The organism is Pseudogemmobacter sp. W21_MBD1_M6, from assembly GCF_052119585.1.
Lineage (GTDB): Bacteria > Pseudomonadota > Alphaproteobacteria > Rhodobacterales > Rhodobacteraceae > JBGQOJ01.
Map to the genome: position 1 here is coordinate 1 of NZ_JBGQOJ010000003.1, position 18,981 is coordinate 18,981.

The 18,981-nt window shown below is 62.2% G+C and carries 22 protein-coding genes and 1 pseudogene; 19 read left to right on the top strand and 4 right to left on the bottom strand.

Going from position 1 to position 18,981, the window contains the following annotated elements; all coding sequences use genetic code 11:
* From ACEN2R_RS05490 to ACEN2R_RS05510, 5 genes are all read left to right on the top strand, one after another.
* Positions 1-378: transposase (locus ACEN2R_RS05490; protein ID WP_442040036.1), on the top strand; the 378-nt coding region annotated here is incomplete at its 5' end.
* 484 nt (positions 379-862) lie between these two features.
* Positions 863-2,299: an FAD-binding oxidoreductase gene (locus ACEN2R_RS05495; protein ID WP_442040038.1), complete on the top strand. Its 1,437-nt coding sequence runs from the start codon at positions 863-865 to the stop codon at positions 2,297-2,299.
* Positions 2,300-2,478: 179 nt separating this feature from the next.
* Positions 2,479-3,411: a VOC family protein gene (locus ACEN2R_RS05500; protein WP_442040040.1), complete on the top strand. Its 933-nt coding sequence runs from the start codon at positions 2,479-2,481 to the stop codon at positions 3,409-3,411.
* Positions 3,412-3,544: 133 nt separating this feature from the next.
* Positions 3,545-4,492 (top strand): DnaJ C-terminal domain-containing protein, encoded by a 948-nt coding sequence (locus ACEN2R_RS05505; protein ID WP_442040042.1) that lies wholly within the window; start codon positions 3,545-3,547, stop codon positions 4,490-4,492.
* Complete coding sequence (locus tag ACEN2R_RS05510; RefSeq protein ID WP_442040044.1) at positions 4,489-4,821, top strand: hypothetical protein; 333 nt, start codon at positions 4,489-4,491, stop codon at positions 4,819-4,821. Before ACEN2R_RS05505 ends, ACEN2R_RS05510 begins: the two co-directional genes overlap by 4 nt.
* 47 nt (positions 4,822-4,868) lie before the next feature.
* Here the strand turns inward: ACEN2R_RS05510 and ACEN2R_RS05515 are convergent, their stop codons facing one another.
* A complete protein-coding gene (locus tag ACEN2R_RS05515; RefSeq protein ID WP_442040046.1) occupies positions 4,869-5,165 on the bottom strand; it encodes an ArsR/SmtB family transcription factor in 297 nt (98 codons plus the stop codon).
* Positions 5,166-5,243: 78 nt separating this feature from the next.
* On the opposite strand from ACEN2R_RS05515, the gene ACEN2R_RS05520 reads away from it, so the two are divergent.
* From ACEN2R_RS05520 to ACEN2R_RS05550, 7 genes are all read left to right on the top strand, one after another.
* A complete protein-coding gene (locus ACEN2R_RS05520) occupies positions 5,244-5,465 on the top strand; it encodes a YgaP family membrane protein (RefSeq protein ID WP_442040048.1) in 222 nt (73 codons plus the stop codon).
* A 4-nt stretch (positions 5,466-5,469) separates the two neighbouring features.
* Complete coding sequence (locus ACEN2R_RS05525) at positions 5,470-5,892, top strand: YeeE/YedE family protein (RefSeq protein WP_442040050.1); 423 nt, start codon at positions 5,470-5,472, stop codon at positions 5,890-5,892.
* A 5-nt stretch (positions 5,893-5,897) separates the two neighbouring features.
* A complete protein-coding gene (locus tag ACEN2R_RS05530; RefSeq protein ID WP_442040428.1) occupies positions 5,898-6,332 on the top strand; it encodes a DUF6691 family protein in 435 nt (144 codons plus the stop codon).
* Between the two features lie 117 nt (positions 6,333-6,449).
* Positions 6,450-7,334 carry an MBL fold metallo-hydrolase gene (locus ACEN2R_RS05535; RefSeq protein WP_442040052.1) on the top strand — a complete coding sequence of 295 codons (885 nt, stop codon included), beginning with the start codon at positions 6,450-6,452 and terminating at the stop codon, positions 7,332-7,334.
* Between the two features lie 45 nt (positions 7,335-7,379).
* Positions 7,380-9,050, top strand: a complete 1,671-nt coding sequence (locus ACEN2R_RS05540; protein WP_442040054.1) for a TIGR01244 family sulfur transferase — start codon at positions 7,380-7,382, stop codon at positions 9,048-9,050.
* A gap of 122 nt (positions 9,051-9,172) precedes the next feature.
* Positions 9,173-10,912, top strand: a complete 1,740-nt coding sequence (locus tag ACEN2R_RS05545) for a SulP family inorganic anion transporter (RefSeq protein WP_442040056.1) — start codon at positions 9,173-9,175, stop codon at positions 10,910-10,912.
* 15 nt (positions 10,913-10,927) lie between these two features.
* A complete protein-coding gene (locus ACEN2R_RS05550; protein WP_442040058.1) occupies positions 10,928-11,356 on the top strand; it encodes an EF-hand domain-containing protein in 429 nt (142 codons plus the stop codon).
* Positions 11,357-11,395: 39 nt separating this feature from the next.
* Here the strand turns inward: ACEN2R_RS05550 and ACEN2R_RS05555 are convergent, their stop codons facing one another.
* Positions 11,396-11,887 (bottom strand): DUF1097 domain-containing protein, encoded by a 492-nt coding sequence (locus ACEN2R_RS05555; protein ID WP_442040060.1) that lies wholly within the window; start codon positions 11,885-11,887, stop codon positions 11,396-11,398.
* 178 nt (positions 11,888-12,065) lie between these two features.
* Here ACEN2R_RS05555 and ACEN2R_RS05560 point away from each other — a divergent pair, with 178 nt between their 5' ends.
* The 7 genes and pseudogenes from ACEN2R_RS05560 (at position 12,066) to ACEN2R_RS05590 (ending at position 17,401) form a co-directional block, all read left to right on the top strand.
* Positions 12,066-12,575: an Lrp/AsnC family transcriptional regulator gene (locus tag ACEN2R_RS05560; RefSeq protein WP_442040062.1), complete on the top strand. Its 510-nt coding sequence runs from the start codon at positions 12,066-12,068 to the stop codon at positions 12,573-12,575.
* 100 nt (positions 12,576-12,675) lie between these two features.
* Positions 12,676-14,052 carry an aspartate aminotransferase family protein gene (locus ACEN2R_RS05565; protein ID WP_442040064.1) on the top strand — a complete coding sequence of 459 codons (1,377 nt, stop codon included), beginning with the start codon at positions 12,676-12,678 and terminating at the stop codon, positions 14,050-14,052.
* Between the two features lie 18 nt (positions 14,053-14,070).
* Complete coding sequence (gene doeA, locus ACEN2R_RS05570) at positions 14,071-15,252, top strand: ectoine hydrolase DoeA (protein WP_442040066.1); 1,182 nt, start codon at positions 14,071-14,073, stop codon at positions 15,250-15,252.
* A 4-nt stretch (positions 15,253-15,256) separates the two neighbouring features.
* Entirely contained in the window at positions 15,257-16,249 is a 993-nt protein-coding gene (gene doeB, locus ACEN2R_RS05575; protein WP_442040068.1) for a N(2)-acetyl-L-2,4-diaminobutanoate deacetylase DoeB, read from the top strand.
* 138 nt (positions 16,250-16,387) lie between these two features.
* Positions 16,388-16,597 (top strand): annotated as a pseudogene (locus tag ACEN2R_RS05580) (pyridoxal-phosphate dependent enzyme); the annotation flags it as partial.
* A gap of 358 nt (positions 16,598-16,955) precedes the next feature.
* Positions 16,956-17,246, top strand: a complete 291-nt coding sequence (locus tag ACEN2R_RS05585) for a hypothetical protein (protein ID WP_442040070.1) — start codon at positions 16,956-16,958, stop codon at positions 17,244-17,246.
* Complete coding sequence (locus tag ACEN2R_RS05590; protein WP_442040072.1) at positions 17,243-17,401, top strand: hypothetical protein; 159 nt, start codon at positions 17,243-17,245, stop codon at positions 17,399-17,401. The genes ACEN2R_RS05585 and ACEN2R_RS05590 overlap by 4 nt, the downstream gene beginning before the upstream one ends.
* 115 nt (positions 17,402-17,516) lie before the next feature.
* Here the strand turns inward: ACEN2R_RS05590 and gph are convergent, their stop codons facing one another.
* Positions 17,517-18,188, bottom strand: a complete 672-nt coding sequence (gene gph / locus ACEN2R_RS05595; RefSeq protein WP_442040074.1) for a phosphoglycolate phosphatase — start codon at positions 18,186-18,188, stop codon at positions 17,517-17,519.
* Between the two features lie 37 nt (positions 18,189-18,225).
* Positions 18,226-18,894, bottom strand: coding sequence for a GntR family transcriptional regulator (locus tag ACEN2R_RS05600; RefSeq protein ID WP_442040076.1), 669 nt, complete (start codon positions 18,892-18,894; stop codon positions 18,226-18,228).
* Between the last annotated feature and the right edge of the window lie 87 nt (positions 18,895-18,981).

Genomic DNA, 18,981 nt, shown 5'->3' on the forward strand with positions numbered 1-18,981 from the left:
GCCGCCGTGCATGACAGCCAGGCGGTGGATCAATTGTTGACGCGGGGGAACACCGGTTCCGGGGTCTGGGCCGACGCTGCCTATCGGTCGGCCGAGATCGAAGCGGTGCTGAAAGCCAGGAAGCTGACCAGCCACATTCACCGCAAGGGCAAGCGGGGCAAGCCGCTGACCCAGCAGGCTAAGGCGAGCAACCGCACCAAATCCACCGTGCGGGTCCGGGTCGAGCATATCTTTGGCGCGCAGGCCAATGACATGGGCGGCACCCTAGTGCGAACCATCGGCCTCGTGCGGGCCAAGGCCAAGATCGGGATGAAGAACCTCGCCTACAACATGCGCCGTCTCGGGCAACTGGGCCGCCTGAACCCATGCCCGGCATGAAAACCCGGCGACCGGAAGCGCGGATCAGGCCGCGAGGCCGCGTGGCCCCGGCGCAAAGAGCCAGGCGACAGACACAAAACCACCCACCGGCCCGCTAGTCAGTGGTCTCCGGCCACCTTCAAACCGGTAGCGCCGAGGTGTGGAGCTGAAAACTCGTAAAAATCGAGGTGCCCTATAGCTTCCCTTGGTCATAAGTCCCTCCGTGATAACGGAATGCAAAGCACGACACTGCGACTTTAGCACAGATCGGCCTAGTCCAGAAACTGAACCTTTTGGTCCAGACCTGCGACTGGCCACCTAAGGGTGCAATCGGCAATCATCGGGAATCGGTATAATATGTGCCCGGCGGCCCGTTTGATCTGACCGACTGTGCCGTCACAATACCCGGTTTTTTTGCTGTGATGCGTTAATTTGCGCGACCCTTCGCCCGTGGATCGGTGTTCCGGGCAGGGTGTCGTTGCCATTTCAATCAAGGGAGACGAAAATGACTGTCACTTTGAAAGCTTTGGATTCAGGGACAAAGACAATTCCCGATGACACACTGGACGCCCTGCGCGGGGCCGTGCGGGGCGCGGTTCTGCTGAAGGGTGACGCGGGCTATGACACGGCGCGCACAATCTGGAACGGCATGATCGACAGGCACCCCGGCCTTGTGATCCGTGCGCTGGGAACCAGCGACATCCAGACCGCGGTGAACTTTGCCCGCGACAACGGCGTGCTGATGGCGGTCCGCGCGGGCGGGCACCAGATTGCGGGCCATGCGGTGGCCGATGGCGCCGTGATGCTGGACCTGTCGCAGATGCGGTCGGTCCATGTGGACCCGGTGGGCCGCAGGGCGCGGGTTGGCGCGGGGTGCCTTTTGTCCGACGTCGACAAGGAAACACAGGCGCATGCATTGGCGGTGCCCGTCGGCGTCAACTCTACCACAGGCATCGCGGGGCTGACGCTGGGCGGCGGCTTTGGCTGGATCACCCGCAAGCACGGCATGACCATCGACAATCTGGTATCCGCCGAGGTGGTGACCGCCGACGGCAACATCCGCACCGCAAGCGCCGACCAGAACCCCGATCTGTTCTGGGCCATTCGGGGGGGTGGCGGTAATTTCGGCGTCGTATCCTCGTTCGACTATGCCTTGCACCCGATCGGGCCGCAGGTGATGTCGGGGCTGATCGTGCATCCCATTGATCAGGCGAAAACCCTGTTGCGCGACTTTCGTCAGATCTGCGCCGATGCGCCGGATGAGTTGACCGTCTGGGCGGTGATGCGCAAGGCCCCGCCCCTGCCGTTCCTGCCTGCGCAATGGCACGGAAAAGAGGTGCTGATCTTTGCCGCCTGCTATGCCGGCGACATGGCCGCAGGGGAAAAGGCGATGGTGGGCCTGCGCGCCCTTGGCGACCCGATCGCCGATGTGATTTCGCCGCATCCCTATACCGGATGGCAGGCGGCGTTTGACCTTCTGGTGCCGGGTGCGCGCAACTATTGGAAAAGTCACGATTTTACCGAACTGTCCGACACGGCGATCGGGGTCATCCTTGATGGGATCGACACCTTGCCCGATCCGCAGTCCGAGATTTTCATCGCCCATGTCGGCGGGGCGATGGCGCGGGTTGCAGGCAATGCCACCGCCTTTCCGCAACGCAATGCGCATTTCACGATGAACGTCCACACCCGCTGGGAGGATGCGAAAAAGGACAGCGCCTGCATCGGTTGGGCCCGCGACCTGTTCGACAAGGTGGCCCCCTATGCCACGGGCAGCGTCTATGTGAACTTCATGCCAGAGGACGAAAGCGGGCGACTTGGCGGCGCCTATGGCGACAACCTGCCACGGCTTAGCCGGATCAAGGCGAAATACGATCCGGGCAACCTGTTCCGCGTCAACCACAACATCCCGACGCAGGTGGCCGCACAGGCGGCAGAGTAACCCGTCGGCAGGACAGTGCCCGCGATCCTGCGCTGTCCTGCCTTTGCCAGTGGCGGGTGGCGGGTTCGCGCCGTCGATCGCGCATCATTTGCAGGTTTTGCGTCTTATCATTCGCACCGGATGCCCCTATCTTATGTCGTATCAAACATACCGCAGCCCCCTGCAACAGGAGCACCTGAATGATCACGCGGATTCAAGGCCTGCATCACATCACCTCCCTCGCAAGCGACGCCCGGACCAACAACGCGTTCTTCACAAAGGTGCTGGGGTTGCGGCGGGTCAAGAAGACCGTGAACTTTGACGCGCCGGATGTGTATCACCTGTATTACGGCGACGAGACCGGCACGCCCGGCTCTGTCCTCACCTATTTCCCCTTCCCGCAGATGCCCAAAGGCCGCGCGGGCACGGGTGAGGTGGGAACCACCGTTTTCGCCGTTCCCGAAGGCGCGCTTGGTTACTGGAAGGAGCGGCTGGCGACCTTCAATGCGGGCGAGATCGTGCAAGACACAAGGTTTGGCGAAGCGCGCCTTTGCTTTCAGGGACCGGACGGCGAGGGCTTTGCCCTTGTAGAGGCAAAAGGCGACACCCGCACCGGCTGGACCGATGGCGGCGTGCCCGCAGACGCGGCGATCCGCGGGTTCCATTCCGCGTCACTGCGGGTGCGCGACGGCAGCGCGATGGGCGAACTGCTGCGCTTCATGGGGTATGACATGCAGGAAACGGCGGGCAACGTCGCACGGTTCACTTTGCCCCAAGGCAGTGCCGCCACCGTGCTGGACGTCGAGACCCTGCCAGAGACCGCCCAGGCCAAACAGGGGACGGGGTCCGTGCATCACATTGCCTTTGCGGTGGAAAACCGTGCCGCCCAGCTGGAGGTGCGCGAAGCGCTGACCGGGGCAGGATACAAAGTAACGCCGGTGATCGACCGCGACTATTTCCGGGCGATCTACTTTCGCACTCCGGGCGGCGTGTTGTTCGAGGTGGCGACAAACGAGCCGGGCTTTGAGCGCGACGAGGACAGGGCGCATCTGGGCGAGGCCCTGAAACTGCCGGCGCAGCACAGCCACCTTCGGGCAGAGCTGGAACAATCGCTTCCACCGATCGTCGATTAAGGGCGCAAACACGACATCCGCCGGTCAGACGTGACGCGGCATAGCACCACACAGACGATCCAACCCCTTGTTGTTTTTACCGGTCTCCCCGATATTCAATGCATGTGCAGACCACCCTTAGGCTGGAGGCAACATGACCGACGATCCCTATGCGTCCCTTGGATTGACAAAAACCGCAACGGCGGACGAGATCAAAAAGGCCTACCGCAAGATTGCGCGGACCAGCCACCCCGATCTTAACCCCGACGACCCCAAGGCCGAGGCGCGGTTCAAAGCCGCGTCCAACGCCTATGACCTGCTGAAGGACCCCGAAACCCGCGCAAAATTCGACCGTGGCGAAATCGACGCCAGCGGGGCCGAACGGCGCGAGCGGCAGTTCTACCGCGATTATGCGGAATCCCCCCGCAACCCTTACCGGTCGGGCCAAAGGTTCGACGACGCAGAAGGGTTCGAGGGCTTTGGCGATACATCCGACATCTTTGGCGATTTTCTGCGGCAGGCCCGTCAGGGCGGCGCAGGCCGGTCGCAGCACGGCTTTCGCGCGGCAGGCCCTGACATGAGGTTCTCGCTGGAGGTGCCGTTCCTTGACGCGGCGAACGGTGGCAAAACGCGGATCACCCTGCCCGATGGCTCTGGCCTCGAGGTTACAATCCCCGAAGGCACCGCCGAGGGCCAGACGATCCGCCTGCGCGGCAAGGGCGGCCCCGGTTTCGGCGGCGGCCCGGCGGGCGATGCGCTGGTCACCCTGTCGATCCGTCCGCACCCCGTGTTCCGGCGCGAGGGCAACGACATCGTCATCACGCTGCCGATCACCCTGGACGAGGCCATTCTGGGGGCCAAGGTTCCCGCGCCGACCATCACCGGCAGTGTCAACCTGACCGTTCCCAAAGGCGCCAGCAGCGGCCAGATCCTGCGGCTGCGCGGGCGCGGTGTGAAACCGGCGGGCGGTGGCGCCAAGGGCGACCAACGGGTCGAACTGCGCATCGTTTCGCCGCCGCAAATCGACGACGCGCTTGCCGCCTTTATGGAAGACTGGCGCAAGACCCACAGCTATGATCCGCGAAAGGGGATGGCGACATGACCGACCGTTATTCCGAAGAAGAGGCCATTCTGGCCGTCGCGCAACTGACCCGCACACGGCTTGTGTCCTTCATCGAGGCAGAGATCATAACGCCCGTGCAAACCGGCGATGGCCACATGTTCCGCCAGATAGATCTGGCCCGGATGGAGTTGCTGTGCGAGCTGTCAGAGCAGTTCGATCTGGACGACGACGCGCTTGCCCTTGTGATCGGGCTGATCGACCAGCTGCACGGCGTGCGCGGAGAATTGCGCGCTGTATTGGGGGCTGTCGCGCTGGAAAGCGAAGAAGTCCGCGCGCGGATCGCCGAGGCCCTGCGTCAGCCGCTATAGGCCGTGACCCGGCGCTGGAATGATCCGGGTCAATGCCATCATCGGCATTATGTGCAATAAATCCCGTGCAGTGTGTTCAGCACTGTTTCGACTTCGGCACCATTCAGGGAATTGTAGATTGTCTGGGCGTCGCGGCGTGTCTTGACCAGCCCCGCCTCGCGCAGCAGCTTAAGATGATGCGAGACGGCAGGTTGCGACATGCCCAGTTGCCCGACAAGCGTCTGGACGCTTTTCTCTCCGTCCAGAAGAAGGCACAAAAGGTGCAGGCGCACAGGTGTGGAAAGCATCTGCATCAGGCGTGCGGCCTCGTCCATTTTTGGACCGAGTTCGGTCATATCCGACATTTACATTCTCTTACTTGAATATCAGTGATTATTTATATAAGTAATCCCCATCGAGATATCAACACAAGGAATCGCGCTATGTTCAAATCCGCAAATGTCGGCCCCACAGATCGCATAATCCGCCTGATCGTCGGCGCCATCCTGATCGCCCTGCCCTATGTCTACACCTCGCCGATCTGGGCCAATGGCGCTGTGCGCTGGGGTGTCCCCGCTGTCGGGCTGGTTCTGGTGCTGACCGCGCTGGTCCGGTTCTGCCCCGCCTACCGCCTGTTCGGCACGAGCACCTGCAAAGCGAAATAAACACATGACCGAATTTACTCCCTTCCTGTCGTTGGGCGGCGGCATCCTGATCGGGCTGGCCGCTGTCCTGTTCATGGCTCTTCACGGGCGCATCGCCGGTATGACCGGCATTCTGGGCGGTGTGATCCCGCCGCTGGCCTCTGACTGGCCCCTGCGCGCCGCGTTTCTGGCGGGGGCAATTGCCGCACCCGCGATTTTCGTGATGGCTGGCGGATCGATCCCCTTCGCTGTGCCCGTCGCAACACCCCTGCTGGCCATCGGCGGCTTTATCGTCGGCATCGGCGTCTACTATGGCTCTGGCTGCACCAGCGGGCATGGCGTGTGCGGTATGGCCCGCCTGTCGCCCCGGTCATTCGTGGCCACCTGCACCTTCATGATCGCGACCTTCGTCACGGTCTATGTCACGCGTCACGTTCTGGGACTGTAATCATGCTGAAACATATATCTTCCGCGCTGGTCGGCGCTGTTTTCGGCCTTGGCATTGCGATATCGGGCATGGCGAACCCCGCCAAAGTGCTGAACTTCTTCGATGTGTTCGGCACTTGGGACCCCAGCCTGATTTTCGTGATGGGCGGTGCCATGCTGACTGCGATGGCGGGCTACCGCATCGTGCTGGGTCGCCAGCCAAAGCCGATGTTCGAGCATCAGTTCGCAATCCCCACGAACAAGGCGATCGACATGCGCCTGATCGCAGGCTCTGCCGTTTTCGGCATCGGCTGGGGCATCGCGGGCTTTTGCCCCGGTGGTGCCATTCCGGCGCTTGGGCTTGGTTATTCCGAGACCTTCGTTTTTGTCGCCACGATGGTCGCGGGCCTTGTGTTCTCCCGCTGGCTGAACAGCCGCAAAACAGTCCTGTCCCGCGCATAACCGCGCGGGCCACGGCCCCCCCGCCCGCAGGCTGCGGCAAAATGTAAACTTACATATTCAATATACCTAATATATCTCCCGCTACATCCGACGTGAAACATCCGAATGGAGAGACCGATGACCACCTATCCCGTAAACATGGACATCCACCCAGAGGTTACCGCGTTCTTTGACGAAGCGACGAACACGATCAGCTACATCGTCAAGGACCCCGACAGCCAGTCCTGCGCCGTGATCGACAGTGTGATGGACATCGACTATGCCGCTGGCCGGATCACCTATGACCACGCCGACGCGCTGATCGACCACATCAAAAAGAACAACCTGACGCTGGAGTGGATCATCGAAACCCACGTCCACGCCGACCACCTGTCCGCCGCGCCCTATCTGCAGGACAAACTGGGCGGCAAGATCGGCGTTGGCGAAAAGATCATGGTCGTGCAGGAAACCTTCGGCAAAATCTTCAACGAGGGCACCGAATTCCAGCGCGACGGGTCGCAGTTCGACCGTCTGTTCAAGGATGGCGACACCTATATGATCGGCACGATGCCCGCCTTTGCGATGTATACTCCCGGCCACACCCCCGCCTGCATGGTGCATGTGATCGGCGACGCGACCTTTACCGGCGACACGCTGTTCATGCCCGATGGCGGATCGGCCCGCGCCGATTTCCCCGGTGGCGATGCCGGCACCCTGTATGACAGCATTCAGAAGGTTCTGTCCCTGCCCGACGCCATGCGCCTGTTCATGTGCCACGACTATGGCCCCAACGGTCGCGAGATCCAGTGGGAAACCACCGTGGGCGATGAAAAAGCGCACAACATCCATGTCGGCACAGGCAAGACCAAAGAGGACTTCGTCAAGTTCCGCACAGAGCGGGACGCGACGCTGGATATGCCCAAGCTGATCATCCCCTCCTTGCAGGTCAACATGCGGGCGGGCGAGGTGCCGACAGACAAAGACGGGCATCCGATGCTGAAAGTGCCACTGAACCTGCTGTAACGGCAGGTTCAAATCGTAACCCATCCACGGGAGGAAACGCGCGCGATGGATATCAAGAAGATCAACTCTGGACTGTCTGTCAGCCCGCAAATCGAGGTCGCCGAACTGGCCGAGATCGCAAAGCTTGGCTTTCGCTCTGTCATTTGCAACCGTCCCGATGGCGAAGGCGCCGATCAGCCGACCTTTCCCGAGATCGAGAAAAAGGCCCGGGCCGCAGGGTTGCAGGCGCGCTATATCCCGATCACGCCCGGCAAGGTGCAGGACGATGACGCGACCAAATTCTCGGACGCGCTGACCGAACTGCCGGGGCCGGTTCTGGCCTATTGCCGCACCGGCACGCGCTCTGCCACGCTGTGGTCGCTGGGCGAAGGTGCCAAGGGCACGCCGGTTCCCGATATCCTGTCCGCGACCAAGGCCGCCGGTTATGACATGTCCGGCGTCGCCCGCCGCATTGCCAATGGTGGCAGGACGCCCACCGATGTGGCCGATGTGGTCCATGACATCGTGATCGTCGGGGGCGGTGCCGCCGGTATTGCCGTGGCCGCCAGCCTGCTGTCGCGCGACAAGGATCTGGACATCGCCATCATTGATCCCGCCGATGTGCATTACTATCAGCCCGGCTGGACGATGGTCGGTGGTGGCATTTTCACCGCCGAAGAGACCGCGAAAACGATGGCCTCGCTGATCCCCCAAGGGGTCAAATGGATCAAGGCCGCCGTCAGCGCCTTCGAGCCGCAGAACAACGTGGTCATTCTGGATGGCTGCCGCGTGGTGAAATACACCCGCATGATCGTGGCGCCGGGGATTAAGCTGAACTGGAATGGCATCGAGGGGCTGGTGGACACACTGGGCCGCAATGGCGTCACGTCGAATTACCGTTACGATCTGGCACCTTACACCTGGAACCTCGTGCAAAACATGAAGCAGGGCCGCGCGCTGTTCACCCAGCCGCCGATGCCGATAAAATGCGCGGGTGCACCGCAAAAGGCGATGTATCTGTCGGGCGACCACTGGACCCGCACCGGCGCGATCAAGAACATCGACATCGCGTTCTACAACGCGGGCGGCGTGCTGTTCGGGGTCAAGGAATATGTCCCCGCATTGATGCAATACATCGACCGCTACGGCGTCGATCTGAAGTTCACGCACACACTGAAACGCATCGACGGCCCCGCGAAAACCGCATGGTTCACCAGGACTGACGCCGATGGCACGACCTCCGAGGTCGAGGCGAAGTTCGACATGATCCATGTTGTTCCGCCCCAGACCGCGCCCGATTTTATCCGCGTCAGCCCGCTTGCCGATGCCGCCGGATGGGTCGATGTGGATCAGGCCACCCTGCGCCACAAGACCTATGACAACATCTGGTCGCTCGGCGATGTGATGAACGCGCCCAACGCGAAAACCGCCGCCGCCGCGCGGATGCAGGCCCCGATCGTGGCCAACAACCTGATCGCGGACATGCGCGGGGCGTCTGCCGTGGCGCATTACAACGGTTATGGCTCCTGCCCGCTGACGGTAGAGCGCGGCAAGATCGTGCTGGCCGAATTCGGATACGGCGGCAAGCTGTTGCCGTCCTTCCCGAAATGGCTGATCGACGGAACCAAGCCGTCGCGGGCCGCATGGCTGCTGAAGGAAAAGATCCTACCGCCCATCTACTGGAAAGGGATGCTGCGCGGGAAAGAATGGATGGCGAAACCCGAAATCGCCAACTGACCCGTAACGGGGTCCAGCCGGCTTGCACGCGCCGCCGCGCGGGTGCAGGCCAATTCCCCCTGCCCGATGGCGCGCCGCACCCGCGCGCCCTTGGTGCCTGCTTGTGATGAAAGACATGCCCGATGGCCTCGCCTGCCCTGATCCGTTCCCTTGCCCGCTATGTTCCTGTTCTGGACTGGGGCCGCACGTATAACCGCGACAACCTGACCAACGATCTGGTTGCCGCCGTGATCGTCACCATCATGCTTGTGCCGCAATCGCTGGCCTATGCGCTGCTCGCGGGGCTTCCGGCCGAAATGGGGATCTATGCCTCGATCGTGCCGATCATCCTTTACGCGATCTTCGGCACCAGCCGCGCGCTGGCCGTGGGGCCTGTCGCCGTTGTGTCACTGATGACCGCCGCCGCCATCGGCAAGGTCGCGGCCCCCGGATCGCCCGAATACATCACCGCCGCCCTGACGCTGGCCTTTCTGTCGGGCGCGTTCCTGCTGGGCATGGGTTTTTTGCGTCTGGGGTTTCTGGCGAACTTTCTGTCGCATCCGGTGATCGCGGGTTTCATCACCGCGTCGGGCGTGCTGATCGCCACCAGCCAGATCAAACATATTCTGGGCATCAAGGTTTCGGGCGACACGATGCCCGAAATGCTGGAGGGGATTTTCACCCACCTGGGCGACACCAACCTGATCACGCTGGTCATCGGCGTATCCGCCACCGCCTTTTTGTTCTGGGTGCGCAAGGGGTTGCGACCGCTTCTGATCCGCGCGGGTCTGGGCAAGCGCCTGACGGACATCGGCACAAAGGCCGGTCCGGTGGCCGCTGTTGTCGTCACCACCCTTGTCGTCTGGCTGTTCGGTCTGGCGGATTACGGCGTGCGCGTTGTGGGCGAAGTTCCGCAAAGCCTGCCACCGCTGACCATGCCGTCGTTTTCCCCCGACCTTTGGGGTAGCCTGATCGGTTCTGCCATCCTTTTGTCGGTCATCGGGTTTGTGGAATCCATTTCCGTGGCGCAGACCCTTGCCGCCAAGAAACGTCAGCGTATCACGCCGGATCAGGAACTGATCGGTCTGGGGGCCGCCAACATCGGCGCGGCCTTTACAGGCGGCTATCCGGTGACGGGCGGATTTTCGCGGTCGGTGGTCAACTATGACGCGGGCGCCGAAACGCCCGCGGCGGGGGCCTACACCGCTGTCGGTCTTGCCTTTGCCGCCCTTCTACTGACACCGCTGATCTACTTCCTGCCGCAGGCAACCCTTGCCGCGACGATTATCGTGGCTGTACTTAGTCTGGTGGATTTCAGCATTCTGCCAAAAACATGGGCCTATTCGAAATCGGATTTCGCTGCGGTTTCCGCTACGATTGTCCTGACGCTGTTGTTCGGGGTCGAGGCGGGCGTCAGCGCGGGCGTGGCCCTGTCGATCCTGATCCACCTGTTTAAAACCTCGCGCCCACATATGGCAGTCGTCGGTCAGGTTCCCGGATCCGAGCATTTCCGCAATGTGCTGCGTCACGAGGTGGTCACCCAGCCCGAGATCCTGACCCTGCGCGTCGACGAAAGCCTGTATTTCGCCAACGCCCGGTTTCTGGAAGACAAGGTCTATGACATGGTTGCGTCCCGCCCCGACCTGAAGCATGTCATCCTGATGTGCCCCGCAGTCAACGCCATCGACATGAGCGCGCTGGAAAGCCTTGAGGCGATCAACGAACGCCTGCGCGACCTTGGCGTCACCTTCCACCTGTCAGAGGTCAAAGGCCCCGTCATGGACCGCCTGAAAACCAGCGACTTTTTGCATCACCTGACGGGCCGCGTGTTCCTGAGCCAGCATCAGGCCATCGCAGAGCTTAAACCAACCCAAGCCGCATAATCCAAAGGAATTCCTATGAAACTGATCCTCGCCGCCACCCTTATCCTGTCCGCAGGCAACGCCATTGCACAGGACGGCCCCGGCGCCCATTTCCTGTCCGTCTGGGATCTGGACAGCGACGGCACCGTCACACTGGCCGAGGCGCAAGAGCAGCGCACAAACGTGTTCAACACCTTTGACGAAAACACGGACGGCCAGTTGGACGCTGCCGAATATGCCGTCTTCGACGCGCACCGCGCCGAAGACGCGCAGCAAAACGGTATGGGCCACGGCGCGGGCGCACAGAAGATGCACGAAGGCATGGCAATGACCTTCAACGATGTGAACGCGGATGGTTCGGTCGCTCTGGACGAGTTTCTGACACAGGCAGAAGGCTGGCTGGCACTGGTTGACCGGAACGCCGACGGTGCCGTGACACAGGCCGATTTCGGCCCGAAAGCCTGAAAGTCCGGGCAGGCCTTCGCTGGCCTGCCCGCCCCCCGTCTAGGACTTGACCATCAGACCGGCGGCTTTTTCAGACACAAAGCCGAAGACGTTGCCAAGGACCAGCGAAGCCGCGATCAGCGCGCTTGCCGGGATCAGCGCCGATACATCGCCGATCGCCACGCCGGTCAGCAAGGCGAATGCCGCCGTCGACGCATAGCCGTACACACCGGCCGGAATGGTCGACAACGCGCGAAGATGGGCGCCCATCACCAGAACCACAACCGACAGCCCCACCAGCACGGATGTCACCACGACAGAGCCGCCAACGGTGCCCACGACCAACAGCGCCACAGTTGCCACGACAACACCCCAGATATGGTTGGTGCATGATTTGGTCAGGGCTTCGGTCTTGCCGCCGGTGTGGTAAAAGCTTCCCCAACCGATGAAAAGTGCCCAGACCTGAAGCCCGAAACCGGTGCCCAGACAAATCCAGGTCGCAACAGCGGCCAGCACGCCGATCGACAGAGCAAGTGCATTTATTAGGTTCATTGTATCCCTCCCTTTGATCCCTGATGGCATTCAGGGCTGCGCAAAGGCTAGGTCGGTCGGCGGGGTTTGCGTATTCGACTTTGGTTTATGGCACTTTGGTCTCTGCGACCCTCGGGCAATCGCGGTCCGGTTCTGGACAAACCGCGTCATTTGACCGAAGGCTTGGGCGACCCACCCGATGGAACCCGAACAGGCGACAATGACCCGACTGGATGCCCGAGATATAGAGATCCTGAAAATCCTGTCGCGCGAGGGGCGGATTTCCAAGGCCGATCTTGCGGCGCGGATCAATCTGTCGGCCTCTCCCGCGTGGGAACGCCTGAAACGGCTGGAGGCGGCAGGGGTCATCACCTGCTACCGCGCCGAGGTGGCATTGAAGCGAATCGCGCCCCATGTCACCATTTTTGTGACGCTGGAACTGGACCGCCACGACGCGGGCAGTTTCAGGACATTCGAGACGCTGGCAGAGGCAGAACCGCAAATCACCGCCTGCTGGGCGCTGGGGGGCGGGTTCGACTATCTGGTGCAGGTCGTCACCCGCGACATCGACAGCTATCAGCGGCTGATGGATGACCTGCTGGACCGCGGCGCGGGCATCGCGCGCTATTACACCTATGTCGTTACAAAGACGCTGAAATCCGGGGCATCGCTGCCCTTTGATGTGCTGCTTGGTCCCGACCGGCCCTAGACACCGAAGATTCGTCTGCGCGGCCCCCCGTTTTCGGACCCATGTTCTGCACCATCCTTGCTAGGGTTCCGCGAAACCTGATTTTTTGCCGGAGGATGCCATGCTGCTGAATGACCAACTGGACGAGTGGGATCGCTCTAGCTTTTTCCACCCCTCGACCCATCTGGCGCAGCACGCCCGCGGGGAAAGCCCCAACAGGATCGTCACAGGCGGCAAGGGCGTGTTCATCGAGGACCGCAACGGCACCCGCCTGCTGGATGCTTTCGCCGGGCTATACTGCGTCAACGTCGGCTATGGCCGGACGGAAATCGCCGATGCGATTTCGAAACAGGCGCATGAGTTGGCCTATTACCACTCTTACGTCGGCACCGGCACAGAGGCCTCTATCACCTGCGCGAAAATGGTGATCGACCGCGCGCCCGACACCATGTCCAAGGTCTATTTCGGCCAAAGCGGATCGGACGCGAACGAAACAAACGTGAAACTGGTCTGGTATTACAACAACGTCCTTGGCCGCCCCGCGAAGAAAAAGATCATCAGTCGCTGGCGTGGCTATCACGGATCGGGCCTGATGACGGGGTCATTGACCGGTCTGTCGCTGTTCCATAACCAGTTCGACCTGCCCCTGCCGCAGGTCAAGCACACGCTGGCCCCTTATTATTTCCGCCGCGAAGACCGCAGCATGACCGAAGCGCAGTTCAGCGCCCATTGCGCCGCAGAGCTTGAGGCGATGATCCTGACCGAAGGCCCCGACACCGTCGCCGCCTTTATCGCCGAACCGATGCTGGGCACCGGCGGCATCGTTCCGCCCCCCGCCGGATACTGGGCCGCGATCCAGCCGGTGCTGAAGAAATACGACATTTTGCTGATCGCGGACGAGGTCGTCACCGGCTTTGGCCGCCTTGGCACCATGTTCGGCAGCACCCATTTCGGCATGACGCCCGACATCATCACCATCGCCAAGGGGCTGACCTCTGCCTATGCGCCTTTGTCCGGCTCGATCATCTCTGACAAGGTGTTCAAGGTGCTGGAGCAAGGCACCGACACCTTCGGCCCCATCGGCCACGGCTGGACCTATTCCGCCCATCCCATCGGCGCAGCGGCGGGTGTCGCCAACCTGAAACTGATCGACGACCTTGGTCTGGTCGCGGCGGCGGGCGCGCAGGGCGCCTATCTGAACGCATCGCTGAAAGCAGCGTTGGCCGATCACCCATTGGTGGGCGATGTGCGGGGAGAGGGCATGCTGGCCGCCGTCGAATTCGTGCAGGACAAGGATGATCGCGTGTTCTTTGACCCCGCGCAAAAGGTCGGGCCGATGATCTCGGCCGAGGTGGCAAAGCTGGGCGTCATCGCGCGGGCCATGCCACAGGGCGACATTCTGGGCTTTGCGCCGCCGCTGTGCATCACCCGCGCCGAGATCGACACCGTGGTTGCCGCAACGATCGCGGCGGTGAATACTGTCGCCAAGACCCTTTAGCCCAAGGACCGCCCGCCCATGTCCACCTTCGAGGCAAACTTTCCCACTGCGGAATACCACCGCCGCATCGCCCTGACCCGCGCCGAAATGGACAAGAGGGGCCTTGATATGATCGTGGTCACCGACCCGTCGAACATGTCATGGCTGACCGGCTATGACGGCTGGTCGTTCTATGTGCATCAGGCGGTGGTTCTGGGGCCGACGGGCGATCCGGTGTGGTGGGGGCGCGCGATGGATATGGCCGGGGCGGAACGCACCGTGTTCATGCCCTCTGACCGGATCACCGGATATGACGATACCTTTGTGCAGAACCCCGAAAAGCACCCGATGCAGGAACTAGCCGCGCTGATCAGGGACATGGGTGCAGAAACGGCGCGTCTGGGCGTCGAGACCGACAACTACTACTACACCGCCGCCGCCCATATGACCCTTTTGACCCATCTGCCAAAGGCCGTGATCCGCGACAGCACCGGACTGGTGAACTGGCAACGCGCCGTCAAATCCCCGCGCGAGATCGACTACATCCGCCGCGCCGCCCGCATCGTCGAACACATGCACGACACCATCCTGCAAAAGGCCGAGCCGGGCATGCGCAAGAACGATCTGGTGGCCGAGATCTATCACGCGGGCATCACCGGCGCCGACGGGCATTGGGGCGATTACCCCGCCATTGTGCCCATGGCCCCCTCCGGGCTGGATGCCACCGCACCGCATCTGACATGGGACGACCAGCCGTTGCGCCGCGGCGAGGCGACGTTTTTCGAGATCGCCGGCGCCCACCGCCGCTATCAGTGCCCGCAGTCGCGCACGCTGTTCTTCGGCCAGCCGCCGCAAACCTACCGCGACGCGGAATCCGCCGTACTGGAGGCGGTCGAAGCCGGGCTGGAACAGGCGAAACCGGGCAATCTGGCCGAGGATATCGCCAATGCCTTCAACGCCGCGCTGAACGCCAACGGCTTTGAAAAGGACAGCCGCTGCGGCTATGCCATCGGCCTGTCCTACCCCCCAGACTGGGGCGAGCGCACGATCTCGTTCCGGCGCGGCGACAAGACCGTGTTGCAGGCCGGCATGACCTTCCACTTCATGCCCGCGCTTTGGCTGGACGACGGCGGGCTGGAAATCACCGAACCGATCCTGATCACCGAAACCGGAGCGGAATGCCTTTGCAACACCCCGCGCATACTTTTCGTCAAGGACTGACCCGATGACCGCAAACCCGATCCGCCCCACGATCCCGCTGGACCGCGACGGCGTCCACCACGGGTTCCTGCGTCTGCCCCACAGCCGCAACGACAGCGCGTGGGGGGCGGTGATGATCCCGATCACCGTGGTGCAAAACGGCAATGGCCCCACCGCCCTGCTGACGGGTGGAAACCACGGTGACGAATACGAAGGGCCGGTGGCGCTGCAACAGCTTGCCGCGACCCTGACCGCCGACCGGATCACAGGCCGCGTCATCATCGTGCCCTTCTTCAATGCGCCTGCTGTTCAGGCGGGCACGCGGGTCTCTCCCATTGATCAGGTCAACCTGAACCGCGCCTTTCCGGGCGATCCAGCGGGCACGGCGACATCCAAGATCGCGGATTACTTCAACCGGGTGCTGGTACCGATGGCCGATGTCGTGCTTGATTTCCACTCGGGCGGTAAAACGCTGGATTTCCTGCCCTTCGCCGCCATCCACATCCTGCCCGACGCACGCCAACAGGCCGCATCCGAGGCCGCGATGATGGCCTTCAATGCGCCCTATTCGATGCGGATGCTGGAAATTGACGGGGCCGCAATGTATGATACCGCCGTCGAGGCGCAGGGCAAGGTGTTCGTGACAACCGAACTGGGCGGCGGCGGCACAGCGACAACGCAAACCATTGGAATTGCAAGAAAGGGCGCGCGAAACCTGCTGATCCATGCGGGTATCCTGAACGGCAGGCCGGACATCGCGCCCAGTGTCATGCTGGATATGCCGGATAGCGATTGCTTTGTGATTTCGAACGACGCAGGCCTGTTCGAGCCGCTTGTCGATCTGGGCGATACCGTCACCAAGGACCAGCCCGTCGCCCGCATCTGGTCTGTTGACCGCAGCGGTCAGCCCCCCGTCACCTATACCGCCAACCGCGCCGGTCTTGTCACCGCACGGCATTTTCCGGGGGTGATCCAGATGGGCGATTGCATGACCGTTGTGGCCGTCGTGCTGACCTGAGGGGCCCGCAATGCATGGCTACGCAAATCCCTTTCGCGGTCCCGGTCTGCCAACCCACCCGCGCCCTGTCCTTTGGTCAATGCGGGTGCCGTTCAGGCGCTTCTGGCGTAGTGCCCTGCGGCCCATACCATCCCCCTGATCAAGGCCACGGGCACCGCCGGAGTTGCCGAAGTCTGGGTCAAGGACGAACGCAGCCGCAAGGGTCTTGGTAGCTTCAAGCTGCTCGGGGCCGAGTTTGTCATTGCCCGCGACGCAGCTGCAGGCGACGTCAGCACACGCACCTATGTCGCGGCAAGTGCGGGCAATCACGGCATGTCGGTCGCAGCCGGTGCCAGGGTTTTCGGCGCAAGGGCGGTGATCTATCTGGCGCGAACCGTGCCGGACAGTTTCTTCCAACGCCTGCGCTCATCGGACATGCGTCACCGACATCCACACATGGGTCGCCCCCGATCTGATGGACGACGGCGTTACTCTGCTTGCAGAAACCCTGACAGAGATAACACCACCGAACGGCCGCATCGGCACCCCATGGGCCCGGAAACACATCTGCGCATGCCTCTGGCGGATTTCGAACGCGTCAAGGCCCGTGTGCCCGGCCCCTTTACCGATGCGACCGGCACGGTCCGCCGCGTGCGCGAGGTGAAATCCCCCGCCGAGATTTCACGAATTCGCGCCGCCTGCGACCTTGCCACCCGCGCCTTTGACCATGTGCCGGACTTTGCCCGCGCGGTTGGTCAAACAAACCGCCGACACCGCGCATGTCACCAACCCGCTGGCCGCTGTGATCGCGGCCTGTCGGGCCCTCAGGGTCCGGCGGATCGGCTTGATCTCGGCCTATATCGCCGATGTTTCCGCCGCCTTGCGACAGGCGCTGACCGACTGCGGCCTGACCGTGCAGGCTTTCGCGTCCTTAGACGAAGAAACCGAGGCCCGTGTGGCGCGTATTGATCCCGCCTCTAGTCTTGCCGCGCGTTGCGGATCGGTGCTGATCCGATGATCGAGGCGGTCGTCCTGTCCTGCACCAACCTGAGCGCGCTGGACATCGTCGCGCAGGCAGAACTGCGATCGGGAAAGCCGCTGATCAGGTCCAATGAAGCCCTGGCCTGGATATGGCCGGACTGCCGCCTTTGCCTGCGGCTTATGGGTGTCTGATGCAGCACCGACCCTGATCATCTTACTTCTGCAAATATCCCCGCCGAAGGCAAAATCCTTGAACAAGGATTTTCCGCGCTCCGCGCGGGGTGAGTATTTGGTCCGAGAAGATGGGCTAGAACAAGGTGTGGCGGGTCACGTCCGCAGTGCATGCCAGTTCGAACTCGGGTGCGTAGCCCGCGATCGGTGTGACCTGATAGCCCCCGGTGAAATAGGCAATGGGAAGGCCCGCGTTGCGCGCCGTCCTATAGTCCGTCTCGCTGTCGCCGACATAAAGGGTGCGCGCGGGATCGGCGGACATCAGGGTCATGCAATGCAGCAAAGGCGCCGCGTCGGGTTTCTTGACGCTCAGGGTATCGCCGCCCACAACGACGGGGAAATAACGCAACAGATCAAGCGCCTGCATCGCCTCGCGGGCCGGGGCTTCGGGTTTGTTGGTGCACAGACCCAGTTGCACGCCTGCGGATGAAAGCTGCGCCAGCATCTCCGGCACGCCGTCATAGGCGCGCGTCAGCACGGTCAGGCGGCTGTTATAGATGACGCGGAAACGGGACAGGATCTTTGCCTCTTCATCCGGCGCGGGGCGTCCGCCCGTGGCGGTCAGCGCGCGCGCCAGAAGCACCTCTATCCCGCGTCCGATCATCGAGATGATCGTGTCCAGATCCAGTGTCGGCCGGTCGATTTCCGACAGGATCTGCGCGGTGGCCGCATGGATGTCGGGGGCGCTGTGGATCAGCGTTCCGTCAAGGTCGAAAATCACCGAAGTAAAGGGCATATGCTGTGTCATGCGGCCCTTATTCCCTGCAAAAGGAACAGGTGCAAGTCTATCCGGCCTTGCGGGCACCGGGCCTTGCATAGCCTGCCATCAGATCGTTGAATTTCTCGCCCTGAATGGCGACGTGTTCATGCAGGGCCTCGGCTACCTGATCGGCATTGCCTGCCTCAAGCGCCGCGACGACACGCTTGTGTTCGTCCATAGACTGCGCCATCCGCCCGCGCACCCGCAGCTGCATCCTGCGGAACGGTTGCAGGCGTTTGTGCAGGCGCTCTGCCTCGGCCGCCATAAAGCTGTTGCCGCTGGCGTGGTAGATCAGGTGGTGAAACCGCTCGTTCTCGAAATAGTAGTTGTCGGTGTCGCCCGCCGTGACCGCCGCCTGACAGGCGCGTTCGGTCTGTTTCAGGTCGGCCAGATCGGCATCGGAAATGCGCCGCGCCGCAAGACGGCCGCACATGGCCTCCAGCCCCGCCATCACCTCGAACATCTCAACCAGCTCGACCAGACCGGGGTGCCGGACAAAGGCGCCGCGCCGTGGGATCAATTCCACAAGCCCCGAGGCCGCCAGCATTTGAAGGGCCTCGCGCAGGGGTGTGCGCGAAACGCCGAATTTCTCGGACAGGGTGACCTCGTCCAACCGTTCGCCATCGGCGAAATCACCGACCACGACCATCTGTTCCAGCTTTTCGCGGATGCTGTCTGCACGCCTGAGTTCCATGCCCTGACTATGCGTCCGCCCCGCTTTGAATTCAATCCTGTATTTATTGTATACAAGATTATTGACTCTGGATGCACAAACTCTAGT

What these genes read in the sequence shown, in the direction of transcription:
- ACEN2R_RS05495 (WP_442040038.1), top strand. Translation starts at nt 863, where the DNA reads ATGACTGTCACTTTGAAAGCTTTGGATTCAGGGACAAAGACAATTCCC.
- ACEN2R_RS05500 (WP_442040040.1), top strand. Translation starts at nt 2,479, where the DNA reads ATGATCACGCGGATTCAAGGCCTGCATCACATCACCTCCCTCGCAAGC.
- ACEN2R_RS05505 (WP_442040042.1), top strand. Translation starts at nt 3,545, where the DNA reads ATGACCGACGATCCCTATGCGTCCCTTGGATTGACAAAAACCGCAACG.
- ACEN2R_RS05510 (WP_442040044.1), top strand. Translation starts at nt 4,489, where the DNA reads ATGACCGACCGTTATTCCGAAGAAGAGGCCATTCTGGCCGTCGCGCAA.
- ACEN2R_RS05515 (WP_442040046.1), bottom strand. Translation starts at nt 5,165, where the DNA reads ATGTCGGATATGACCGAACTCGGTCCAAAAATGGACGAGGCCGCACGC.
- ACEN2R_RS05520 (WP_442040048.1), top strand. Translation starts at nt 5,244, where the DNA reads ATGTTCAAATCCGCAAATGTCGGCCCCACAGATCGCATAATCCGCCTG.
- ACEN2R_RS05525 (WP_442040050.1), top strand. Translation starts at nt 5,470, where the DNA reads ATGACCGAATTTACTCCCTTCCTGTCGTTGGGCGGCGGCATCCTGATC.
- ACEN2R_RS05535 (WP_442040052.1), top strand. Translation starts at nt 6,450, where the DNA reads ATGACCACCTATCCCGTAAACATGGACATCCACCCAGAGGTTACCGCG.
- ACEN2R_RS05540 (WP_442040054.1), top strand. Translation starts at nt 7,380, where the DNA reads ATGGATATCAAGAAGATCAACTCTGGACTGTCTGTCAGCCCGCAAATC.
- ACEN2R_RS05545 (WP_442040056.1), top strand. Translation starts at nt 9,173, where the DNA reads ATGGCCTCGCCTGCCCTGATCCGTTCCCTTGCCCGCTATGTTCCTGTT.
- ACEN2R_RS05550 (WP_442040058.1), top strand. Translation starts at nt 10,928, where the DNA reads ATGAAACTGATCCTCGCCGCCACCCTTATCCTGTCCGCAGGCAACGCC.
- ACEN2R_RS05555 (WP_442040060.1), bottom strand. Translation starts at nt 11,887, where the DNA reads ATGAACCTAATAAATGCACTTGCTCTGTCGATCGGCGTGCTGGCCGCT.
- ACEN2R_RS05560 (WP_442040062.1), top strand. Translation starts at nt 12,066, where the DNA reads ATGGAACCCGAACAGGCGACAATGACCCGACTGGATGCCCGAGATATA.
- ACEN2R_RS05565 (WP_442040064.1), top strand. Translation starts at nt 12,676, where the DNA reads ATGCTGCTGAATGACCAACTGGACGAGTGGGATCGCTCTAGCTTTTTC.
- doeA (WP_442040066.1), top strand. Translation starts at nt 14,071, where the DNA reads ATGTCCACCTTCGAGGCAAACTTTCCCACTGCGGAATACCACCGCCGC.
- doeB (WP_442040068.1), top strand. Translation starts at nt 15,257, where the DNA reads ATGACCGCAAACCCGATCCGCCCCACGATCCCGCTGGACCGCGACGGC.
- ACEN2R_RS05585 (WP_442040070.1), top strand. Translation starts at nt 16,956, where the DNA reads ATGTGCCGGACTTTGCCCGCGCGGTTGGTCAAACAAACCGCCGACACC.
- ACEN2R_RS05590 (WP_442040072.1), top strand. Translation starts at nt 17,243, where the DNA reads ATGATCGAGGCGGTCGTCCTGTCCTGCACCAACCTGAGCGCGCTGGAC.
- gph (WP_442040074.1), bottom strand. Translation starts at nt 18,188, where the DNA reads ATGACACAGCATATGCCCTTTACTTCGGTGATTTTCGACCTTGACGGA.
- ACEN2R_RS05600 (WP_442040076.1), bottom strand. Translation starts at nt 18,894, where the DNA reads ATGGAACTCAGGCGTGCAGACAGCATCCGCGAAAAGCTGGAACAGATG.